The sequence below is a fragment of the Sporosarcina sp. FSL K6-1540 genome (assembly GCF_038620285.1).
Taxonomy (GTDB): Bacteria; Bacillota; Bacilli; order Bacillales_A; family Planococcaceae; genus Sporosarcina; species Sporosarcina psychrophila.
This window is the reverse complement of the sequence record NZ_CP152018.1, coordinates 1,537,501-1,554,185: the sequence shown is the minus strand read 5'-3', so window position 1 is coordinate 1,554,185 and position 16,685 is coordinate 1,537,501. Positions and strand designations below refer to the sequence as shown.

At 44.4% G+C, this 16,685-nt stretch carries 17 protein-coding genes and 1 tRNA gene (1 of these 18 running past the window's edge); 17 read left to right on the top strand and 1 reads right to left on the bottom strand.

Going from position 1 to position 16,685, the window contains the following annotated elements; genetic code table 11:
- Positions 1 to 19: 19 nt before the first annotated feature.
- Positions 20 to 439: a septum formation initiator family protein gene (locus MKY15_RS07055; RefSeq protein ID WP_067213726.1), complete on the top strand. Its 420-nt coding sequence runs from the start codon at positions 20 to 22 to the stop codon at positions 437 to 439.
- A 129-nt stretch (positions 440 to 568) separates the two neighbouring features.
- A complete protein-coding gene (locus tag MKY15_RS07050; protein WP_067213725.1) occupies positions 569 to 997 on the top strand; it encodes a S1 domain-containing RNA-binding protein in 429 nt (142 codons plus the stop codon).
- A gap of 346 nt (positions 998 to 1,343) precedes the next feature.
- On the opposite strand, the gene MKY15_RS07045 is transcribed toward MKY15_RS07050, so the two are convergent.
- Positions 1,344 to 1,417, bottom strand: a tRNA-Met gene (locus MKY15_RS07045).
- A 214-nt stretch (positions 1,418 to 1,631) separates the two neighbouring features.
- On the opposite strand from MKY15_RS07045, the gene MKY15_RS07040 reads away from it, so the two are divergent.
- The 15 genes from MKY15_RS07040 to lysS all read left to right on the top strand — a co-directional run.
- The gene (locus MKY15_RS07040) at positions 1,632 to 4,049 is read left to right on the top strand and encodes a SpoIIE family protein phosphatase (protein ID WP_342539315.1); all 2,418 of its coding nucleotides are present in this window, start codon (positions 1,632 to 1,634) and stop codon (positions 4,047 to 4,049) included.
- Between the two features lie 87 nt (positions 4,050 to 4,136).
- Positions 4,137 to 5,540: a tRNA lysidine(34) synthetase TilS gene (gene tilS, locus MKY15_RS07035; protein ID WP_342539314.1), complete on the top strand. Its 1,404-nt coding sequence runs from the start codon at positions 4,137 to 4,139 to the stop codon at positions 5,538 to 5,540.
- Between the two features lie 28 nt (positions 5,541 to 5,568).
- Entirely contained in the window at positions 5,569 to 6,111 is a 543-nt protein-coding gene (gene hpt / locus MKY15_RS07030) for a hypoxanthine phosphoribosyltransferase (RefSeq protein WP_067213722.1), read from the top strand.
- A gap of 155 nt (positions 6,112 to 6,266) precedes the next feature.
- Positions 6,267 to 8,297 (top strand): ATP-dependent zinc metalloprotease FtsH, encoded by a 2,031-nt coding sequence (gene ftsH / locus MKY15_RS07025; protein WP_187046248.1) that lies wholly within the window; start codon positions 6,267 to 6,269, stop codon positions 8,295 to 8,297.
- A gap of 107 nt (positions 8,298 to 8,404) precedes the next feature.
- A complete protein-coding gene (locus MKY15_RS07020; protein WP_187046247.1) occupies positions 8,405 to 9,169 on the top strand; it encodes a type III pantothenate kinase in 765 nt (254 codons plus the stop codon).
- A gap of 16 nt (positions 9,170 to 9,185) precedes the next feature.
- Entirely contained in the window at positions 9,186 to 10,073 is an 888-nt protein-coding gene (gene hslO, locus MKY15_RS07015; protein WP_067213720.1) for an Hsp33 family molecular chaperone HslO, read from the top strand.
- Positions 10,051 to 10,971: a peptidyl-prolyl cis-trans isomerase gene (locus tag MKY15_RS07010; RefSeq protein WP_187046245.1), complete on the top strand. Its 921-nt coding sequence runs from the start codon at positions 10,051 to 10,053 to the stop codon at positions 10,969 to 10,971. The genes hslO and MKY15_RS07010 overlap by 23 nt, the downstream gene beginning before the upstream one ends.
- A gap of 247 nt (positions 10,972 to 11,218) precedes the next feature.
- Positions 11,219 to 12,145, top strand: a complete 927-nt coding sequence (cysK, locus tag MKY15_RS07005; protein ID WP_067213718.1) for a cysteine synthase A — start codon at positions 11,219 to 11,221, stop codon at positions 12,143 to 12,145.
- Positions 12,146 to 12,335: 190 nt separating this feature from the next.
- Positions 12,336 to 13,745: an anthranilate synthase component I family protein gene (locus MKY15_RS07000; protein ID WP_342539313.1), complete on the top strand. Its 1,410-nt coding sequence runs from the start codon at positions 12,336 to 12,338 to the stop codon at positions 13,743 to 13,745.
- Positions 13,746 to 13,761: 16 nt separating this feature from the next.
- A complete protein-coding gene (gene pabC, locus MKY15_RS06995; RefSeq protein WP_340741117.1) occupies positions 13,762 to 14,616 on the top strand; it encodes an aminodeoxychorismate lyase in 855 nt (284 codons plus the stop codon).
- Complete coding sequence (gene folP / locus MKY15_RS06990) at positions 14,616 to 15,467, top strand: dihydropteroate synthase (protein WP_342539721.1); 852 nt, start codon at positions 14,616 to 14,618, stop codon at positions 15,465 to 15,467. Before pabC ends, folP begins: the two co-directional genes overlap by 1 nt.
- Before the next feature lie 11 nt (positions 15,468 to 15,478).
- Positions 15,479 to 15,847 carry a dihydroneopterin aldolase gene (folB, locus tag MKY15_RS06985; RefSeq protein WP_067213714.1) on the top strand — a complete coding sequence of 123 codons (369 nt, stop codon included), beginning with the start codon at positions 15,479 to 15,481 and terminating at the stop codon, positions 15,845 to 15,847.
- Positions 15,844 to 16,329, top strand: a complete 486-nt coding sequence (folK, locus tag MKY15_RS06980) for a 2-amino-4-hydroxy-6-hydroxymethyldihydropteridine diphosphokinase (protein WP_342539312.1) — start codon at positions 15,844 to 15,846, stop codon at positions 16,327 to 16,329. Before folB ends, folK begins: the two co-directional genes overlap by 4 nt.
- Positions 16,295 to 16,501 carry a tRNA-dihydrouridine synthase gene (locus MKY15_RS06975; RefSeq protein ID WP_342539311.1) on the top strand — a complete coding sequence of 69 codons (207 nt, stop codon included), beginning with the start codon at positions 16,295 to 16,297 and terminating at the stop codon, positions 16,499 to 16,501. Before folK ends, MKY15_RS06975 begins: the two co-directional genes overlap by 35 nt.
- Positions 16,502 to 16,654: 153 nt before the next feature.
- On the top strand, positions 16,655 to 16,685 hold the beginning of the coding sequence (gene lysS / locus MKY15_RS06970) for a lysine--tRNA ligase (protein ID WP_342539310.1). It continues 1,460 nt past the right edge of the window; 31 of the gene's 1,491 nt are visible here — the first part of the coding sequence; its start codon is at positions 16,655 to 16,657; the stop codon falls past the right edge of the window.

Below are 16,685 nucleotides of genomic sequence, written 5' to 3'. Positions count from 1 at the left end.
AAGAGGGGAAGTGCAGGACGTGGAACAGAAACAGCAGAGGAAATCGTCCGAAAGGGTCGCATCGATTCAAACTGAATATGTCCGCTCACTTCAAAAGAAAGAGACTAGGAAGAATGCGCGGAAAGTCCGTTTATACCGTAGACTGGCTGTGTTTGCTATTGTGGCAGCCGTTATTCTAGGTGGTCTGACGAATATGTTCATCAACCAGAAACAGACGTTGGCAGCGAAAGAGTTGCAAAAAGTCGAGGTGCTGGCCCAGCTTGAAGGGGTACAGGAAGAACAAGAAATGCTAAAAAGACAACTTGTGAAATTGAATGATGATGACTATATCGCAAAGCTTGCACGCAAGGAATATTTCTTGTCTGAAAAGAGCGAAATCATTTTTTCAATACCCGAAAACAATAAAAAAACAGATGAACAAGACAAAGGAAAAGAGTAGTCTTATTGACACTCTTTTTTTATTGGCTATAATGGAAGTAAGGATCCTGCAATTTGCAGGGCTCATTAATACGGTTGCAAGGCTCCCAGCGCGGGGCCCGCTTAAATTTTAAGGAGGAGCATTTTTTTTATGTCAATTGAAGTAGGCAGCAAGCTAGAGGGTAAAGTAACAGGAATCACAAACTTCGGGGCGTTTGTTGAGCTACCGAATGGCTCAACAGGCCTGGTCCATATCAGTGAAGTGGCGGACAATTATGTCAAGGACATCAACGATCATTTTAAAGTCGGTGACATGGTTGAAGTGAAAGTGATGAACGTCGGTGCAGATGGTAAAATTGGGTTGTCGATTAGAAAAGCGAAACCTGAATCTGAACAGCGTCCAGAACGTCCTCAGCGCCCGCAACGTCCGCGTCAAGGTGGTGGCCGTCCTGCTATGGATCGCCCAGAGAACTTTGAACAAAAAATGGCAAAGTTCATGAAAGATAGCGAAGAGCGTCTCTCTACTTTGAAAAGAGCGACAGAATCGAAACGCGGTGGCCGTGGCGCAAGCAGAGGGTAACTTGCTAGCTGTTTCAATTCATGAAAAAGTGTACGAATAGTATGAAGAAAAGTAGTGAACAAAGGGAATGACCCTTGTTCACTGTTTTTTTGTGCGGAGAATTGTCATGGTAAATGGCGAAATTGTAACGGAAATCGTGAAACTGTAATGGCATTCGTCTGAACTGTCATGGTAAATGACGAAACTATCACGGGAAATCACATAAACCGTCACATCTCCCCAAACAATCGCGCATTTTTTCATTGCAAAAAAAGGCAGTTCTTACATCGAGAATTCACGATGTAGGAACTGCTTTTTTAGTGATTTATTGTCCAACTCCTGGACGGTTGTATCTGCATTTCATAAATGGCGGCAGAGGGGATCGAACCCCCGACCTCACGGGTATGAACCGTACGCTCTAGCCAGCTGAGCTACGCCGCCTTCGTATATTCTAGTTAGCACTTGTTTCCGCTTGATCAGAACAACAATACTTATAATACAAGTGAATCAATGCAGTGTCAACCCGTCTTAGGAAAAAAGAAAAAACAGTTCGGAATGAGTCGAAACATTTTGTTTTCTTGTTGTCATGAACAGACAATTTCTTTCCATCTGCCTATGTATACTCAAGGCATAGCAGACATAGGGGGAATGAGGAATGAAACTAATTGATCATTTAGCACGTCCAGTGGGCCATCCAATTGGTATGTATGTCGAGATGATTGGAAAACGAAAAATGCATATTTTAGTTGCGACTCTATTCTTGTTTGGATCTTTTTTCTTGTCGCAAGCCGTATTATTCGATGCAGCGGTTCCTTTTTTCTTGCCGGTGTGGGCACTTGCACGGGCTCGCTTCAGAAAGCATCTCATATGGGTGTTCATTGGTGGGATGTTTGGAAGTGCATTCCTTGGTCTTGGACAGGCTGTTATCCATCTATTGATGCTCGCGTTATTTAATGCGGTTATTAAATATCCGCTCATGCGAAAATCAGTACCGCTAACAGTAGCAGGATGCATTATCATTGTTCAAGTGTTGTGGCAGTTTATTATGCATATCGGGCAACCACCAGTAAATGTTCAATTATATATTGGCTTTGAAGCAGTTCTTGCTTTGTTCATGACTTTTTTCCTCTTTGTTGCTTTTCCTGCCGCAGATCGAATCTTCTTTGGTAAATGGACACCTGAACGACTTGGAGCGGCTTGCCTTGTCGGTGCGCTGGCTACAACTGGAATGAGTGGACTTATGCTAGGTCCTGTTTCGGTTTCAGGTACGCTCATTCATCTGACAATCTTGCTTGCGGCGCTTGTGGGGGGGCTTCCATTTTCAACAACAATCGCAATGATCATCGCTGCTATTGTGGGGGTGGCAGAATTGTCCTTCACCGGAATGATGGCGGTGTATGGTATGACTGGATTTTTTGCAGGCACACTCCGCCGTTTCGGGAAAATTGGTATCGTGTTAGGAGGGGCCTCTGTATCGGGATTTTTCCTTATGTATGATTTGACCTTGCCTCTTGATACTTCACACTTTATAACACTCGCAACCGCAACGATTATTTTTTTACTAATCCCTTCGAAAAAACTAGAGTCGATTAAACGCATTTTTTATCCGGAGAATACAGAGACTACTGACAAACAACAAAAATGGTTAGCGGAGCGGCTCGACGAACAACTAGCTGATTTCAAGAAGTTCTCTGAATTTATGTCGACGCTTGTTGGCGACCGATCTTCCCCCCACGATAATGCAGATGTATTACCTCAGCAGGTTATACCAAAAACTTGCCAGTCTTGTTTCCGTTATGCCAAGTGCTGGGAAGGTGCAGATAATGATATGGGTGGGCTTCTTAGTGAGTGGGAAATGACCTATTCTATGACGAAAAAAGCTAAGCGTCATCGTGTTGAGGAAAAGATTAAATATAAGTGCGTCCGATTCAATGGATTAGTTACGGAACTTGAGGAACAAGCTGCCAGTCGTTTATTGACGGGACAACTTCAGCATGGACGAAAAATGCTTGCCCTCCAGTTGCGTGATATGAGCACCCATCTGGACAAAATCATGAATGAAGTAAAAGAAGATTTGACTGTTTATAAGCCTGCCGAGGAAGATTTGGCAAAACGGCTCCAAGAGAAAGGTATTGAGTACTTCCAGATTGATGTTTTACCAGGAGAGAGGGGTGCGCGTCGCATCATCTGCTGTATTCCTGAGAAAAGATCTGATTTTGAAACGGATACGACAGTTGCGGAAAGATTTATACTGCCAATTCTTGAAGAAATGTACGATGAGCCGTTCAGGGTCGCCAAATCTGCCGTTTTACAGGACCCTTTTCCACATATACAACTAACGTTTGGTTCGGCAGTTCGTTTTACCCTTGATTATGGCATCGCGGCAACAGCAGGCGGCGAAACATTTCACGCCGGTGATGCATATGAAGTGTTCCCAATTCATGAAGGGTTGACGGCGGTTTTGTTGTCGGATGGAATGGGCCAGGATTTAAATGCATATCGTGAGAGTCGAAAGGTAATTCGTTTAATGCGAGAATGTTTGGACCGGAAAATGGATCCTGAAACAGCCATGCATACGTTGCATTATATGATGTCTTTGAATGGGCTTGATGATATGTACGCCACGCTTGATCTGGCCCTCGTAGATTTGCAAGATGGTCGCATTTGGTCTTGGAAGGCAGGATCGATGAGCACATATATTAAACGCGGTGACGACTTTTTAAGACTGGATAGCAAATCGGTCCCTGTCGGTTTTCTTCCATCCTTTTCTGTGGAGGCAAAAAAAGAAGAGTTGAAGTCAGGAGACATTATACTTATGTTAACGGACGGGATTTTTAATGGGGATATCCCGCTTGAGAAGCAAGAGAGGTCGTTGTACAGTACGCTTGAAAAATATGGAGGATTCGAATGTGACAAAATTGCAGACCGTATTATGCATGAAATGGAGCGGAAGTTTGGTGTGATTGGAGACGATCGTACTGTGTTAGTTATGAAAATCGATCATGTTCTGCCGAAGTGGTCAAGTTTCACACCCTATTCACAAACTATTTCCCGGGAAAGGGTCATCGGATGAATATGTAAGTAAGTGAGTCCCCTCCTTTAGATATTCTATGGTAAAATTCGAGTAAGAATAAATTAGAAAAGAGGAGGGAGCGGAGCAATGGATAAATTTAAACAGACGATATTCCGTTTTATCAAGGAATGGTCACTCATCGCTCCGGGGGACCGTATTTTAATCGCCTGTTCGGGTGGAGTAGATTCGGTAGCGCTTTTACATTTCATGGCTTCAAATCAAGAAAGCATGGAGATTGAAGTTGCCGCAATTCACGTCGATCATAATTTGCGCGGAGAAGAGTCCGCGGCAGACGGCACATTTGTGGCAAGGCTGTGTGAAGTGTATGGGATTCCTTTTTTTGGCGGAAGTGTCCCGGTTCCGGCTATTATCGAGAAAGACGGTGGCAATGTGCAGGCTGTCTGCCGAAATGGACGGTATGCATTTTTCGAGGAGATCATGACAAAGCACGGTTATGATGTTTTAGCAACGGCACATCACGCAGAAGATCAGTTGGAAACGGTCTTGATGCAAGTAACGAAAGGCAGTCAGCCATTGGGGATGTCGGTGAAGCGTGAAGTTGAAGGTGGAATTCTTATTCGACCTTTCCTTCCGGCTATGAAAGCGAACCTCTATTCATATGTTGGAGAGCATGAATTACATTTTCGAGAAGATCCAAGTAATGAAAGTGATGCCTATCTGCGTAATCGTTACCGTCACAAAATCGTTCCGTTTATTCTGGATGAAAACCCGGGAGCTGCTGAAAATGCAGTGAGAATGTCTGGTTATCTACAGGAAGATGAAGAATTGCTTGAAATGCTGGCGCAGGAACGTTTTGATGAAATTACTAAGTTCACAGAAGCGGGCCTGCCTGTCGTCGACGGAAATGCTTTTTCCCGCATGCACCAAACTTTACAAAGGCGGATAATTACACTACTATTGAGGTATCTTTACAATGGGGAAATTATGCCCGTAAAATATAATTCCGCGCTTATAAGTCAACTGTTACACCATCTATCTTCGCAAGACGGGAATGTATCCATTCACCTTCCACGCGGTTACCGATTCATTCGGGAATACGGCGTGCTGACGTTCGTTCGTGATACACCAATTGAAGAAGTGGAGTTGCAAAAAGTGTTGCCGAAAGGCGTTTGGACCCGTTGGGGAAATGATTTTCAGCTTTATTGGAATGAAGTGAGTAATCTCGATACGGAGTTATTCATGGATACTGATGACATCATGTATTTTGACTTGCCTCACTCTGCACTTCCCTTGTCTATCAGGAGAAGAGAGGATGGGGATCGAATCTTGTTGTCGGGGATGACACACCCGAAACGTTTATCCAGGTTGTTTATCGACGAAAAGGTTGGCATGACAGAACGCGACCGATTGCCGGTAATCATTACAGCGCAAGGTGAAATTTGTGCAGTTCCAGGAGTGCGGTACGGAGTGATATTTTCACGACACAAGACAGATCAAAGTAAGTACATAGTTAGTACAAGAAAGTTATAATGATCTGTATGAAAGAGGAGGAATTTCGATGTTGGGGAAAGATATCGAAGAGGTACTAATTACAGAAGAACAGATTCAAGAGAAAATCCGTGAACTTGGTGCGGTATTGACAGAAGAATACCAAGACAAGTATGTACTAGCGATTGGTGTGCTCAAAGGTGGATTACCTTTCATGAGTGACCTAATTAAGCGTATCGATGCTTATATCGAACTCGATTTCATGGATGTTTCAAGTTACGGAAATGCAACAGTGTCATCAGGGGAAGTTAAAATCGTCAAAGACTTGAACACAAGTGTTGAAGGACGCGATGTACTCATTATTGAAGATATTATCGATAGCGGGAAAACATTAAGTTACCTTGTCGAACTGATGAAATACCGAAAAGCGAATTCTATTAAAATTGTTACTCTCCTTGATAAGCCAACTGGCCGAAAAGTAGACCTAAAAGCAGATTACGTTGGTTTCGACGTACCGGATGCGTTTGTTGTAGGCTACGGCCTTGATTATATGGAGAAATACAGAAACTTACCTTATATTGGTGTTCTGAAAAAGGAAATCTATTCTTTCTAAACAATTGCAGGAAAATCTTTTAAGGGTCGCGAAATTCTACTTTGATGATAAGAGGCGCTTGCGCTTTTCCGTCAAGGCATTTCCTTTGTAGGATGAATCAGACCTGTGATAAGATTTACACTAGTTTTCTGTCTAATGAAATGAGGAGGCTTGGGATGAATCGAATACTTCGATACTTTCTATTATACGGACTGATATTTCTTGCAATCATGGGGATATTTAGTTCACTAAACAATACAAACCCGAAACAGAAAGAGATTCGGTATGACGAATTTATTACTGCGTTGGAAGATGGAAAAGTAACAACAGTAAGTTTACAGCCAGTTCAACTTGTCCTTAATGTGAAGGGCACAATGAAAGGCTATAAAGAAGGCGAAGAGTTCGTCACGAATATTATGAACGATACCAAGACGCAGGAAGATATCCGTGCACTTGCTACGCAAACTCAAACGGAAATCGACATCTTGCCGACTCCTGTTGCAAGCGCGTGGGTATCCTTCTTCACGGGTCTTCTACCGTTCATCATCATCTTCATCTTGTTCTTCTTCCTGTTAAATCAGGCGCAAGGCGGAGGAGGCGGCGGTGGCCGTGTTATGAACTTCGGTAAGAGTAAGGCGAAGCTTCATACGGATGACCGTAAAAAAGTTCGTTTCACGGATGTTGCTGGTGCTGACGAAGAAAAAGCTGAACTTGTGGAAGTTGTTGACTTCCTGAAAGATTCACGTAAATTCGTTGAAGTTGGCGCGCGTATTCCGAGAGGGATCTTGTTAGTTGGACCTCCTGGTACGGGTAAAACATTGTTAGCGCGTGCGGTTGCTGGTGAAGCGGGTGTACCGTTCTTCTCAATCTCAGGTTCTGATTTCGTTGAAATGTTCGTTGGAGTTGGAGCATCACGTGTACGTGACCTTTTCGAAAACGCTAAAAAGAACGCACCATGTATTATTTTCATCGATGAAATCGATGCGGTCGGTCGTCAACGTGGCGCAGGCCTCGGCGGTGGACACGATGAACGCGAACAAACATTGAACCAACTCCTTGTTGAAATGGATGGTTTCGGTGAGAACGAAGGGGTTATCATTGTTGCGGCAACAAACCGCCCTGATATTCTTGACCCTGCACTTCTGCGCCCAGGACGTTTTGACCGTCAGATTACAGTTGGTCGTCCGGATGTAAAAGGAAGAGAAGCAGTTCTTCAAGTTCATGCGCGCAACAAGCCGCTTGACGACACTGTCAACTTGAAGGCACTTGCACAACGTACACCTGGATTCTCGGGTGCAGATCTTGAAAACTTATTGAACGAGGCAGCACTTGTTGCTGCAAGACGCGATAAAACGAAAATCGATATGTCAGACATCGACGAAGCAACGGACCGTGTTATTGCGGGACCTGCGAAGACGAGTCGCGTCATTTCGAAAAAAGAACGCGATATTGTAGCGTTCCATGAAGCGGGTCACGTAGTTGTAGGGCTAATGCTCGATGACGCTGAAATCGTTCATAAAGTAACAATCGTCCCTCGCGGACAGGCGGGCGGTTATGCCGTCATGCTTCCGAAAGAGGATCGTTACTTCATGACGAAACCTGAACTTCTCGATAAAATCGCAGGACTTCTTGGTGGTCGTGTTGCAGAGGAAATCGTTCTTGGCGAAGTTTCAACTGGAGCTCACAATGACTTCCAGCGTGCAACTGGTCTCGCTCGTTCGATGGTAACTGAATACGGAATGAGTGATAAACTTGGACCAATGCAGTTCGGTCAGGCTCAAGGGCAAGTATTCCTTGGACGCGACTTCAACTCTGAACAGAACTATTCTGAAGCGATTGCGTATGAAATCGACCAAGAAATGCAACGTATCATTAAAGAACAATATGCGCGTACGAAAGAAATTCTTTCGAGTAAACGCGAGTTGCTTGATCTGATTGCAACGACACTTCTTGAAGTGGAAACACTCGATGCAGAGCAAATTAATCATCTGAAAGATCACGGCACATTGCCGGATCGTCCATATGGTCGTTATGGCTTGGACAATAAAGATGAAGCAGTAAAGAGTGTGGATATTTCGAAAGAAGGAGATGACACAGTCATTTCTGATGCAACTGGAGCGCCTACGGACCCAGCTATCGGTGATTTACCGAAAGAGTATAAAGTGGACGAAGCTCTTAAATCAATTAACGAAGAACGCAAAGACTGAACACCTAATAAGAGCTGACTGTTTCTTTTGAAGCAGTCAGCTTTTTTCTATACCCGGATATGTGGTATGATGTGTTGGAAAATGACGAAGTTAGCGAGGAAACCATTATGCTATTAGTGCTAGATACAGGAAATACGAATATTGTCCTTGGTGTCTATGAACAAGGACAGCTTAAACATCATTGGCGCATGGAAACTTATAGACATAAGACAGAAGATGAATATGCGATGCAAGTGAAATCTTTATTTTTACACGTTGGACTCTCTTTTGACGATGTAACCGGCATTATCATTTCATCAGTAGTCCCGCCAGTCATGTTTCCTCTGGAGCAGATGTGCAGGAAGTATTTCAACCAAAAACCGCTTATTGTTGGCCCTGGTCTCAAAACTGGATTGAATATCAAGTATGAAAACCCACGCGAAGTTGGTGCAGATCGGATTGTCAATGCCGTTGCGGCTGTTCATGAATATGGAAGTCCGCTGATCATCGTTGATTTTGGAACAGCAACAACCTATTGTTATGTGAATGAAAAAGGCGAATACATGGGTGGAGCAATTGCACCAGGTATCGGGATTTCCATGGAGGCTTTGTTCGACAGGGCATCTAAATTGCCAAGAATCGAACTGGCAAAACCGGATCAAGTTGTAGGGAAAAGTACGGTGGCTGCTATGCAGGCTGGGATTGTTTACGGTTATGTTGGGCAAGTTGATGGTATTGTTGCCCGCATGAAAGCACAAAGTAAGGAAGAACCGACCGTCATCGCTACGGGAGGGCTTGCTGGTTTGATCGCAAGTGAAACGACTGTGATTGATGTCGTTGACAACTTCTTGACGCTAAAAGGGCTTCATCTAATTTATGAACGAAACATGTAAAAGGAGCAGATAAGAAATGAATGATTATTTAGTAAGAGCGCTTGCGTTCGACGGGACAATCCGGGCATACGCAGCTCGCTCGACCGAAACAGTATCAGAAGTGCAACGTCGTCATTTGATGTGGCCAACTGCAACGGCAGCATTAGGACGTTCAATGACAGCGGCAGTCATGATGGGTGCGATGTCAAAGGGTGATGATAAACTGACAATAAAGGTTGATGGCAATGGACCAATTGGTTCGATGGTCATTGATGCAAACGCGCATGGCGAGGTTCGGGGTTATGCATCTAATCCGCAAACGCATTTTGATTTAAATGAACAGGGTAAACTTGACGTAAGGCGTGCAGTTGGAACGGACGGTATGCTATCGGTCGTCAAAGATCTAGGGCTTCGTGATTTCTTTACGGGGCAAGTTCCGATTGTATCGGGTGAGATCGCTGAAGATTTTACGGAGTACTTTGTCGTTTCGGAGCAGGTACCTTCAGCAGTGGGTCTTGGTGTGCTGGTTAACCCGGACAATACAGTGAAAGCTGCCGGTGGCTTCATTGTCCAAGTTATGCCTGGCGCAACGGAAGAAACAATTGTGGCATTGGAAGAGCGTATTGCCAACGTTGAACCAATTTCAACGTTGATTGCCCGCGGCCTCACTCCTGAGGAGATTCTTGGTGAAGTTCTGGGTGCGGCGAACGTGGAAATTCTTGACCGGATGGATGTTTCATTCGCATGTAATTGCTCGAGGGAACGTTTTGGAAATGCGATCATCGGTCTTGGGGAGCGCGAAATTCGAGACATGATTGAAGAGGACGGACAAGCGGAAGCACATTGTCACTTCTGTATGGAAACATACGTGTATCCGAAAGAAGTTTTGGAAGGTTTTATCGATGAAATACAATCGGAAGCCTGAAGGGACAACAAGTTTACAGAAACGAAAACTGAAGACGAAACCGCTCATTCTGTTAATTGGAATCCTTTTAGCCTTCAATATCTTCTGGCTTGTTGGGTGGCTTATACCGGACAAACCTAAGCAGACAGATGAAGAAGTTGCTTCGGTAGCTGGTAAGCCTATTACGAGAGAACAATGGATGTCGGCAATGGAAAAGGAAGTTGGACGTGAAACTCTTCTTGACCTTGTGAATGAAAAAGTGATGGCGGTAGCTGCAGAACAATACGGGATTGATGTATCGGAAAAGGAAGTTGATCTTGAAATTGCGCTTATTCGTTCCGTGGACGGTCGCTCTCATTCTGGTCAAGATGAGGAAGGAATGCGGAAGAAAATCCGTTCTAACCTCATCCTTGAAAAGGTATTAACGAAAGATATCGTTGTTAAAGATAATGCGGTAAAGAAACAGTATGATGAAAATACTGCACTTTACAATATTTTAACTGCTTACAGAACCGCTATTATTGTTGTTCCAACGAAAGCTGATGCAGAGCAGACAATTGAAGAGCTTTCAAAAGGTTCAAGCTTTGACGTTCTCGCAAAAGAGCGATCGACGGATTTGGCTTCGGCTAGTCTGGGTGGAGATATAGGCTATATCAACGATTCGACAGATTCAATAGACAAGGCAATCGTAGAGACTGTAGCCGATGCGAATGAAGGAATGACGAGTGGAGTTATTGCTTTGAGTGATGGTACATATGCGGTTACTCATGTAAGTGAAGTGGTGAAAGGGCAGTCGTTTAAATTTAAAGAAGTAAAAGATCATATCAAGCGTGAAATTGCACTTGAGCAACTTCCGCAAACTGTTAGTCCGGAAGCGTTTTGGAAAGAATTCGACGCAAAATGGTTTTACGGTAAATAATAGAAAGCTGTTTGGAAACCGATATAAATTGGTATTTCCGGACAGCTTTTCTTAAAAGGGAAGAAAGTGTAATTTTTTCTACATAAATCAGTGTCTAGACTCCGGGCTGCCTTCTTTAGATTCAGTCTGAAAGCATTGGGCAAAGAATACATATAGTGGGCATTCAATTGTTGACAATGTTCACATAATGGTAGTAATATTAATATTATAAGACATATCAAAATAGTAGGAATTGGAGAGGGTATAAATGACGCTAGTTGGAAACTCTATTGCGGATCTTGTTGGGAAAACACCCCTTGTTAAAATGAACAGAATGACAGGCGCAGATGATGCGGATGTTTATTTGAAACTAGAATATATGAATCCGGGATCTAGTGTAAAAGATCGTATTGCGCTTGCGATGATCGAAGCGGCTGAAAAGTCCGGAGATTTAAAAGAGGGCAGTACAATTATTGAACCAACAAGTGGCAACACGGGAATAGGCCTTGCGATGATTGCTGCGGCAAAAGGGTATAAGTCTGTTTTGGTTATGCCGGATACGATGAGTACAGAGCGGCGCAATCTACTTCGTGCTTATGGCGCGGATCTTGTGTTAACGCCGGGTGCTGAAGGAATGAAAGGCGCTATCGGAAAAGCGGAAGAACTTTCAAAGGAAAATGGTTGGTTCATGCCGCAACAGTTCAACAATGAAGCAAATCCCGAAATTCACCGTTTAACGACAGGCCCTGAAATCGCAGATGCACTAGACCGTGTAGATGCGTTCGTTTCTGGAATTGGAACGGGTGGCACGATTACGGGTGTGGGTAGCGTCTTAAAAGAACGTTTTCCTGAAGTAAGTATCATTGCTGTTGAACCGACGGACTCGCCTGTACTATCAGGTGGAAAGCCGGGTCCACATAAAATTCAAGGAATCGGTGCTGGATTCATTCCAAAAGTGCTCGATACTGATATCTATGATGAAATCGTCCAAGTAACGAACGACGAAGCGTATGACACAGCAAGACGTGCAGCACGCGAAGAAGGTATTCTTGGTGGTGTTTCATCCGGAGCGGCAATCTTTGCAGCTCTACAAGTGGCGAAGAAGCTTGGTAAAGGGAAGAAAGTCGTTGCGATTCTTCCGTCCAACGGTGAGCGCTATTTGAGTACTCCGCTATATCAATTTGACGAAGAGTAATAGTGTGGGAGGGGGAAGGGCTGAGATGCTCTTTCTTTTTTGTTGTTTAAATTTGTTTGTTATGATCGGTCTGTGGTGGGATATGGTCGCCCCTCAAATGAAAAGATATCATCTGCTTTTCTTTTTATAGCGTAAAACGGCTTTCACGCGGTAAGATGAAGATACTAATTGTTATCGGGAGGAAACTGGGATGAACAAACAAAAGATCGCTTATACGACATCAGCAATGACGAAAGAACAGCTCTTCTATGCTTATAAAGAGTTGGCACACGAGCATGAAAGTCATATCCTTCTTGAAAGTGGACGCGGCGGTGCGTTATGCATGGCCGGAATTAACCCGCTCGTTACGTTACGGACGTTGGATGGCAACAAATTACAACTTATCTGGCGTGATGGTACGGAGGAAGTAAGAGAAGGAAATCCGCTTGAATTGCTAAATGATTTTGTTCAATCCTATGAAATGGAGTCTATTCCTGAACTGCCAGACTTCCAAGGCGGTGCGGCAGGATTCATCAGTTACGATTATGTCCGTACATATGAAAACATCCCAGTCGATACGATAGATGATCTCGATACACCTGATTTGTTCTTTTATATATTTGACCGCTGGGTAGTGCTTGACGTTAAGACTGAAATGGCTTATTTCATGACACTTCCGAATTGTGGATTGGAACCAGCAGAATTGGAAGCTGAATGGATGACTGCGGTTTCGGAAGGACTAAGCAAGCAAGTCTTCACGCCGAGTAAAGCAGTGGAAGTAGTATTAGGTGAAGATGATCTTGCTGTATCTGTAACTGGAGCGCAGTTTGAACAAATGGTCCGAGACGTGCAGACTTATATTGCTAGTGGAGATGTTACTCAAGTTAATCTTTCAGTGAGACAATCAAAACCGCTGTCAGTACATCCGCTAGATATGTACGAAGCACTTCGTTCATTCAATCCGTCACCTTATATGGCCTCAATGGGTTCGCCGGAATTTGCTGTCGTATCTGGTTCACCCGAACTGTTATTGAAAAAGCGTGGGGATGAAATAAGTACACGACCAATCGGTGGAACACGGCCGAGAGGGAAAGATGAAAACGAAGATGCTGCGCTTCAAGCGGAATTATTGTCGAATGAAAAAGAGACTGGCGAACATATTATGCTCGTAGATCTGGAACGGGAAGACTTTGAACGGGTTTGTGCACCGGAAACGGTGGAAACGGATGAATTCATGGTTGTGGAGAAATACTCTCACGTTATGCACCTTGTATCGAACGTTCGTGGAACTGCGGCAGAAGGTATTTCGAATGCAGAAATCGTTAAAGGCGTGTTCCCGGGGGGGTCAATTACCGGCTCACCAAAACTCCGGACGATGGAAATCATTGAAGAACTTGAGCCGACGCGCAGAGGGCTATATACAGGATCTATTGGTTGGTTCGGCTTTAACGGTGATTTCGAACTGAATATCGTTATCCGAACGGCATATATCAAGGATGGTATTGCGCATATTCAGGCTGGCGCAGGTCTTGTCGCTGATTCAGTACCAGAAGCGGAGTATATAGAATCGTTGAATAAGGCAAAAGCGCTTTGGCAAGCAAAGGCGATGGCGGAAAAGTGAGATTGGGGGATTCGGTATGTGGTGTTGGATGAATGGTGAATTCCTGCGTGCGGAGGAGTTAAAAATCTCCCCGTTCGATCATGGATTTCTATATGGTGCTGGATTTTTTGAAACCTTCAGGACATACGGCGGCAATGTGCTCTTGTATGATGAACATATGGATAGGTTGCATACGGCACTTACAGAGTACCGCATTACGATGCCTTATGATGAAACCGAAATTCTTGCGGCTGTGCGTAAATTAGGTCAGTTAAATGGCGGACAGGATGGCTATTTTCGGTTGAACGTCTCTGCGGGTGTCCATGATATCGGTCTTGCACCCTCTTCATACGCATCACCGAACGTAATCTTATTCAGAAAAGAATTGGCTCCGACTGTTCGTGGTACGGAAAAGAAGGCGGTCTGGCTAGATACTCTGCGTGATAAACCGGAGAGCACTGTGCGCCACAAATCGCATAACTTTCTTAATAACGTACGGGGGCGGCTAGAGCTTCCTTCATTGAAAGAGTTGGAAGGCCTTTTCGTAACAGAGGAAGGTTTTGTAGCGGAGGGTATAACGTCAAATGTTTTTTGGGTGAAGGACGGTGCGTTATTTACTCCAGCTATCGAAACAGGGATTCTGCCGGGGACGACACGTGCGTTTATTATTAAATGCGCTAAAGTTGAGGGAATTCCTGTGAATGAAGGATTTTATGGTAAGGAACATGTAGAGGACGCGGACGAGTTATTCGTCACGAATGCCGTGCAGGAAATTGTGCCGCTATCTATGATTGAGGAAATCTCACTACCGGGGGCGACGGGCATTTATTATAAAAAACTACATGCATTTTATATGCAGGCAATAGATGATATGGAAGAAGGTTGCTGTTGATGGAATTGGCTCGTGCACGTGATAAATATCGGTTTGGTAAGACGGAAATGGATTTCAAAAAAGAAACGGTAATTATGGGTATTTTGAATGTGACACCGGATTCGTTTTCAGATGGTGGAAAATACGGTCGTATCGATGCGGCGCTTAAGCGCGCGGAAGAGATGCTTCGCGACGGGGCAAAAATTATCGATGTGGGTGGGGAATCAACGCGCCCTGGGCATATCCCGATTTCATTAGAAGAAGAGCTAGAACGAACGGTTCCAGTTATCAAGGCTTTGACAAGAGAGCTTGGATGTACGGTGTCGATTGATACATATAAGGCGGGTGTCGCGGAAGAAGCGATGCTTGCGGGAGCGCAGATAATAAATGATATATGGGGAGCGAAGCGTGAACCTTACATCGCGGACGTTGCAGCAAAACACGGTGTGCCGATTATATTGATGCATAATCGTGAGCAGGCAGAGTACGAGGGCAACTTTATGGATGAAGTTATCGCTGACTTGGAAGAAAGTGTCGGTATTGCGATTGCGGCTGGTGTAGCACACGATAATATCTGGCTCGATCCGGGCATCGGCTTCGCGCGAAATGCAATTCAAAACATATGGACGATGCAAGGACTCGATCGAATTTCTGAAATGGGCTACCCGGTTCTTCTTGGAACTTCGCGGAAGTCGCTAATCGGCAACGTACTTGGATTGCCGGTCGAGGAACGATTGGAAGGTACAGGCGCAACGGTATGTTATGGAATCGAACACGGCTGCCATATTATGCGGGTTCATGACGTGAAGGAAATCGCGCGAATGGCGAAAATGATGGATGTACTGACGGGGAAAACAGATTTTGAACAATAGGAGGGTGCGCTATGGATTATATTCATTTAAATGAATTAGAGTTTTATGGTTATCATGGGGCGTTGCCTGAAGAAACGAAGCTTGGCCAACGTTTCCGTGTGACGGTCTCTCTTGCTACGAATCTTTCTGAGGCTGGAAAAACGGATAATCTGGATAAAACAGTGAATTATGCGGAAGTATACAGTGTGTGTCAATCGATTGTTGAAGGCGAACCCGTAAAATTGATTGAAACGGTTGCTGAAAAAATTGCAACTGCTGTATTAGCCGAATTTGTGGATAAAGTGACTGGTGTTCGTGTCGTGCTTGTGAAACCAGATCCGCCGATTCCAGGTCATTATGCATCGGTGTCCGTTGATATCACAAGGGGGCACTTCCAGTGAACGTAGCTTACCTCTCGATTGGTTCGAACATCGGTGATAGGTTACTTCATCTGACAGAGGCGGTGCGGGCACTTCATTCACACGAAGGTCTAACAGTTACTTCAGGATCGTCGATTTACGAAACAGCGCCCGTCGGCTTTACAGATCAAGCGGATTTCCTCAATATGGTGGTATGCGTGGAAACGGGTTTGGTGGCGCAGGAACTTCTGGACGTTTGTCAAAAAATTGAACACGGGCTTGGTCGGATTCGTGATATAAGATGGGGTCCGCGGACTGCAGACCTTGATATTTTGCTGTATAATAACGACAGTATTGAAACAGAGAGCTTGGTTGTACCGCACCCAAGAATGCATGAGCGGGCCTTCGTTCTTATTCCACTTCTTGAAATTGCTCCTTTAATGGGCAATCCAATGGTAGACACGAGTGTCATACTTTGGAGGAAGGTTAATGGGGTCAATGATTTATTGCAAGAGGGCGAATGAAAATGCTAAAGTGAACAGGGATATCATCCGTCAAATGAAAGAAGCGGTGTCGATGCCTATAATCGGGAACGGCAATGTAGAAACAGCTGCTGACTTAATTAACCTAATGAACGGTTTTGCCGATGAAATGATGGAACGCGAACAAGTGGCGGTTAGTGTAAGTGCTGTTTGAGTCGGATAATCCAGGCCGCCACGTATTGTGGGGGCTCTTTTTTGTAAATGAATCATACAATGCGAATAAGTAAAGCGTGTCCGGGCGGCACAAATTGTGTACAATAGATGCATGCTATCTAATGCAGCGGATAATGATGAAGGAGTGAAAGAAATGTCACACTTAGATGAAATGAACGACCAGC

Coding starts and splice junctions, on each gene's coding strand:
- MKY15_RS07050 (WP_067213725.1), top strand. CDS start 569: ATGTCAATTGAAGTAGGCAGCAAGCTAGAGGGTAAAGTAACAGGAATC.
- MKY15_RS07040 (WP_342539315.1), top strand. CDS start 1,632: ATGAAACTAATTGATCATTTAGCACGTCCAGTGGGCCATCCAATTGGT.
- tilS (WP_342539314.1), top strand. CDS start 4,137: ATGGATAAATTTAAACAGACGATATTCCGTTTTATCAAGGAATGGTCA.
- hpt (WP_067213722.1), top strand. CDS start 5,569: ATGTTGGGGAAAGATATCGAAGAGGTACTAATTACAGAAGAACAGATT.
- ftsH (WP_187046248.1), top strand. CDS start 6,267: ATGAATCGAATACTTCGATACTTTCTATTATACGGACTGATATTTCTT.
- MKY15_RS07020 (WP_187046247.1), top strand. CDS start 8,405: ATGCTATTAGTGCTAGATACAGGAAATACGAATATTGTCCTTGGTGTC.
- hslO (WP_067213720.1), top strand. CDS start 9,186: ATGAATGATTATTTAGTAAGAGCGCTTGCGTTCGACGGGACAATCCGG.
- MKY15_RS07010 (WP_187046245.1), top strand. CDS start 10,051: ATGAAATACAATCGGAAGCCTGAAGGGACAACAAGTTTACAGAAACGA.
- cysK (WP_067213718.1), top strand. CDS start 11,219: ATGACGCTAGTTGGAAACTCTATTGCGGATCTTGTTGGGAAAACACCC.
- MKY15_RS07000 (WP_342539313.1), top strand. CDS start 12,336: ATGAACAAACAAAAGATCGCTTATACGACATCAGCAATGACGAAAGAA.
- pabC (WP_340741117.1), top strand. CDS start 13,762: ATGTGGTGTTGGATGAATGGTGAATTCCTGCGTGCGGAGGAGTTAAAA.
- folP (WP_342539721.1), top strand. CDS start 14,616: ATGGAATTGGCTCGTGCACGTGATAAATATCGGTTTGGTAAGACGGAA.
- folB (WP_067213714.1), top strand. CDS start 15,479: ATGGATTATATTCATTTAAATGAATTAGAGTTTTATGGTTATCATGGG.
- MKY15_RS06975 (WP_342539311.1), top strand. CDS start 16,295: ATGGGGTCAATGATTTATTGCAAGAGGGCGAATGAAAATGCTAAAGTG.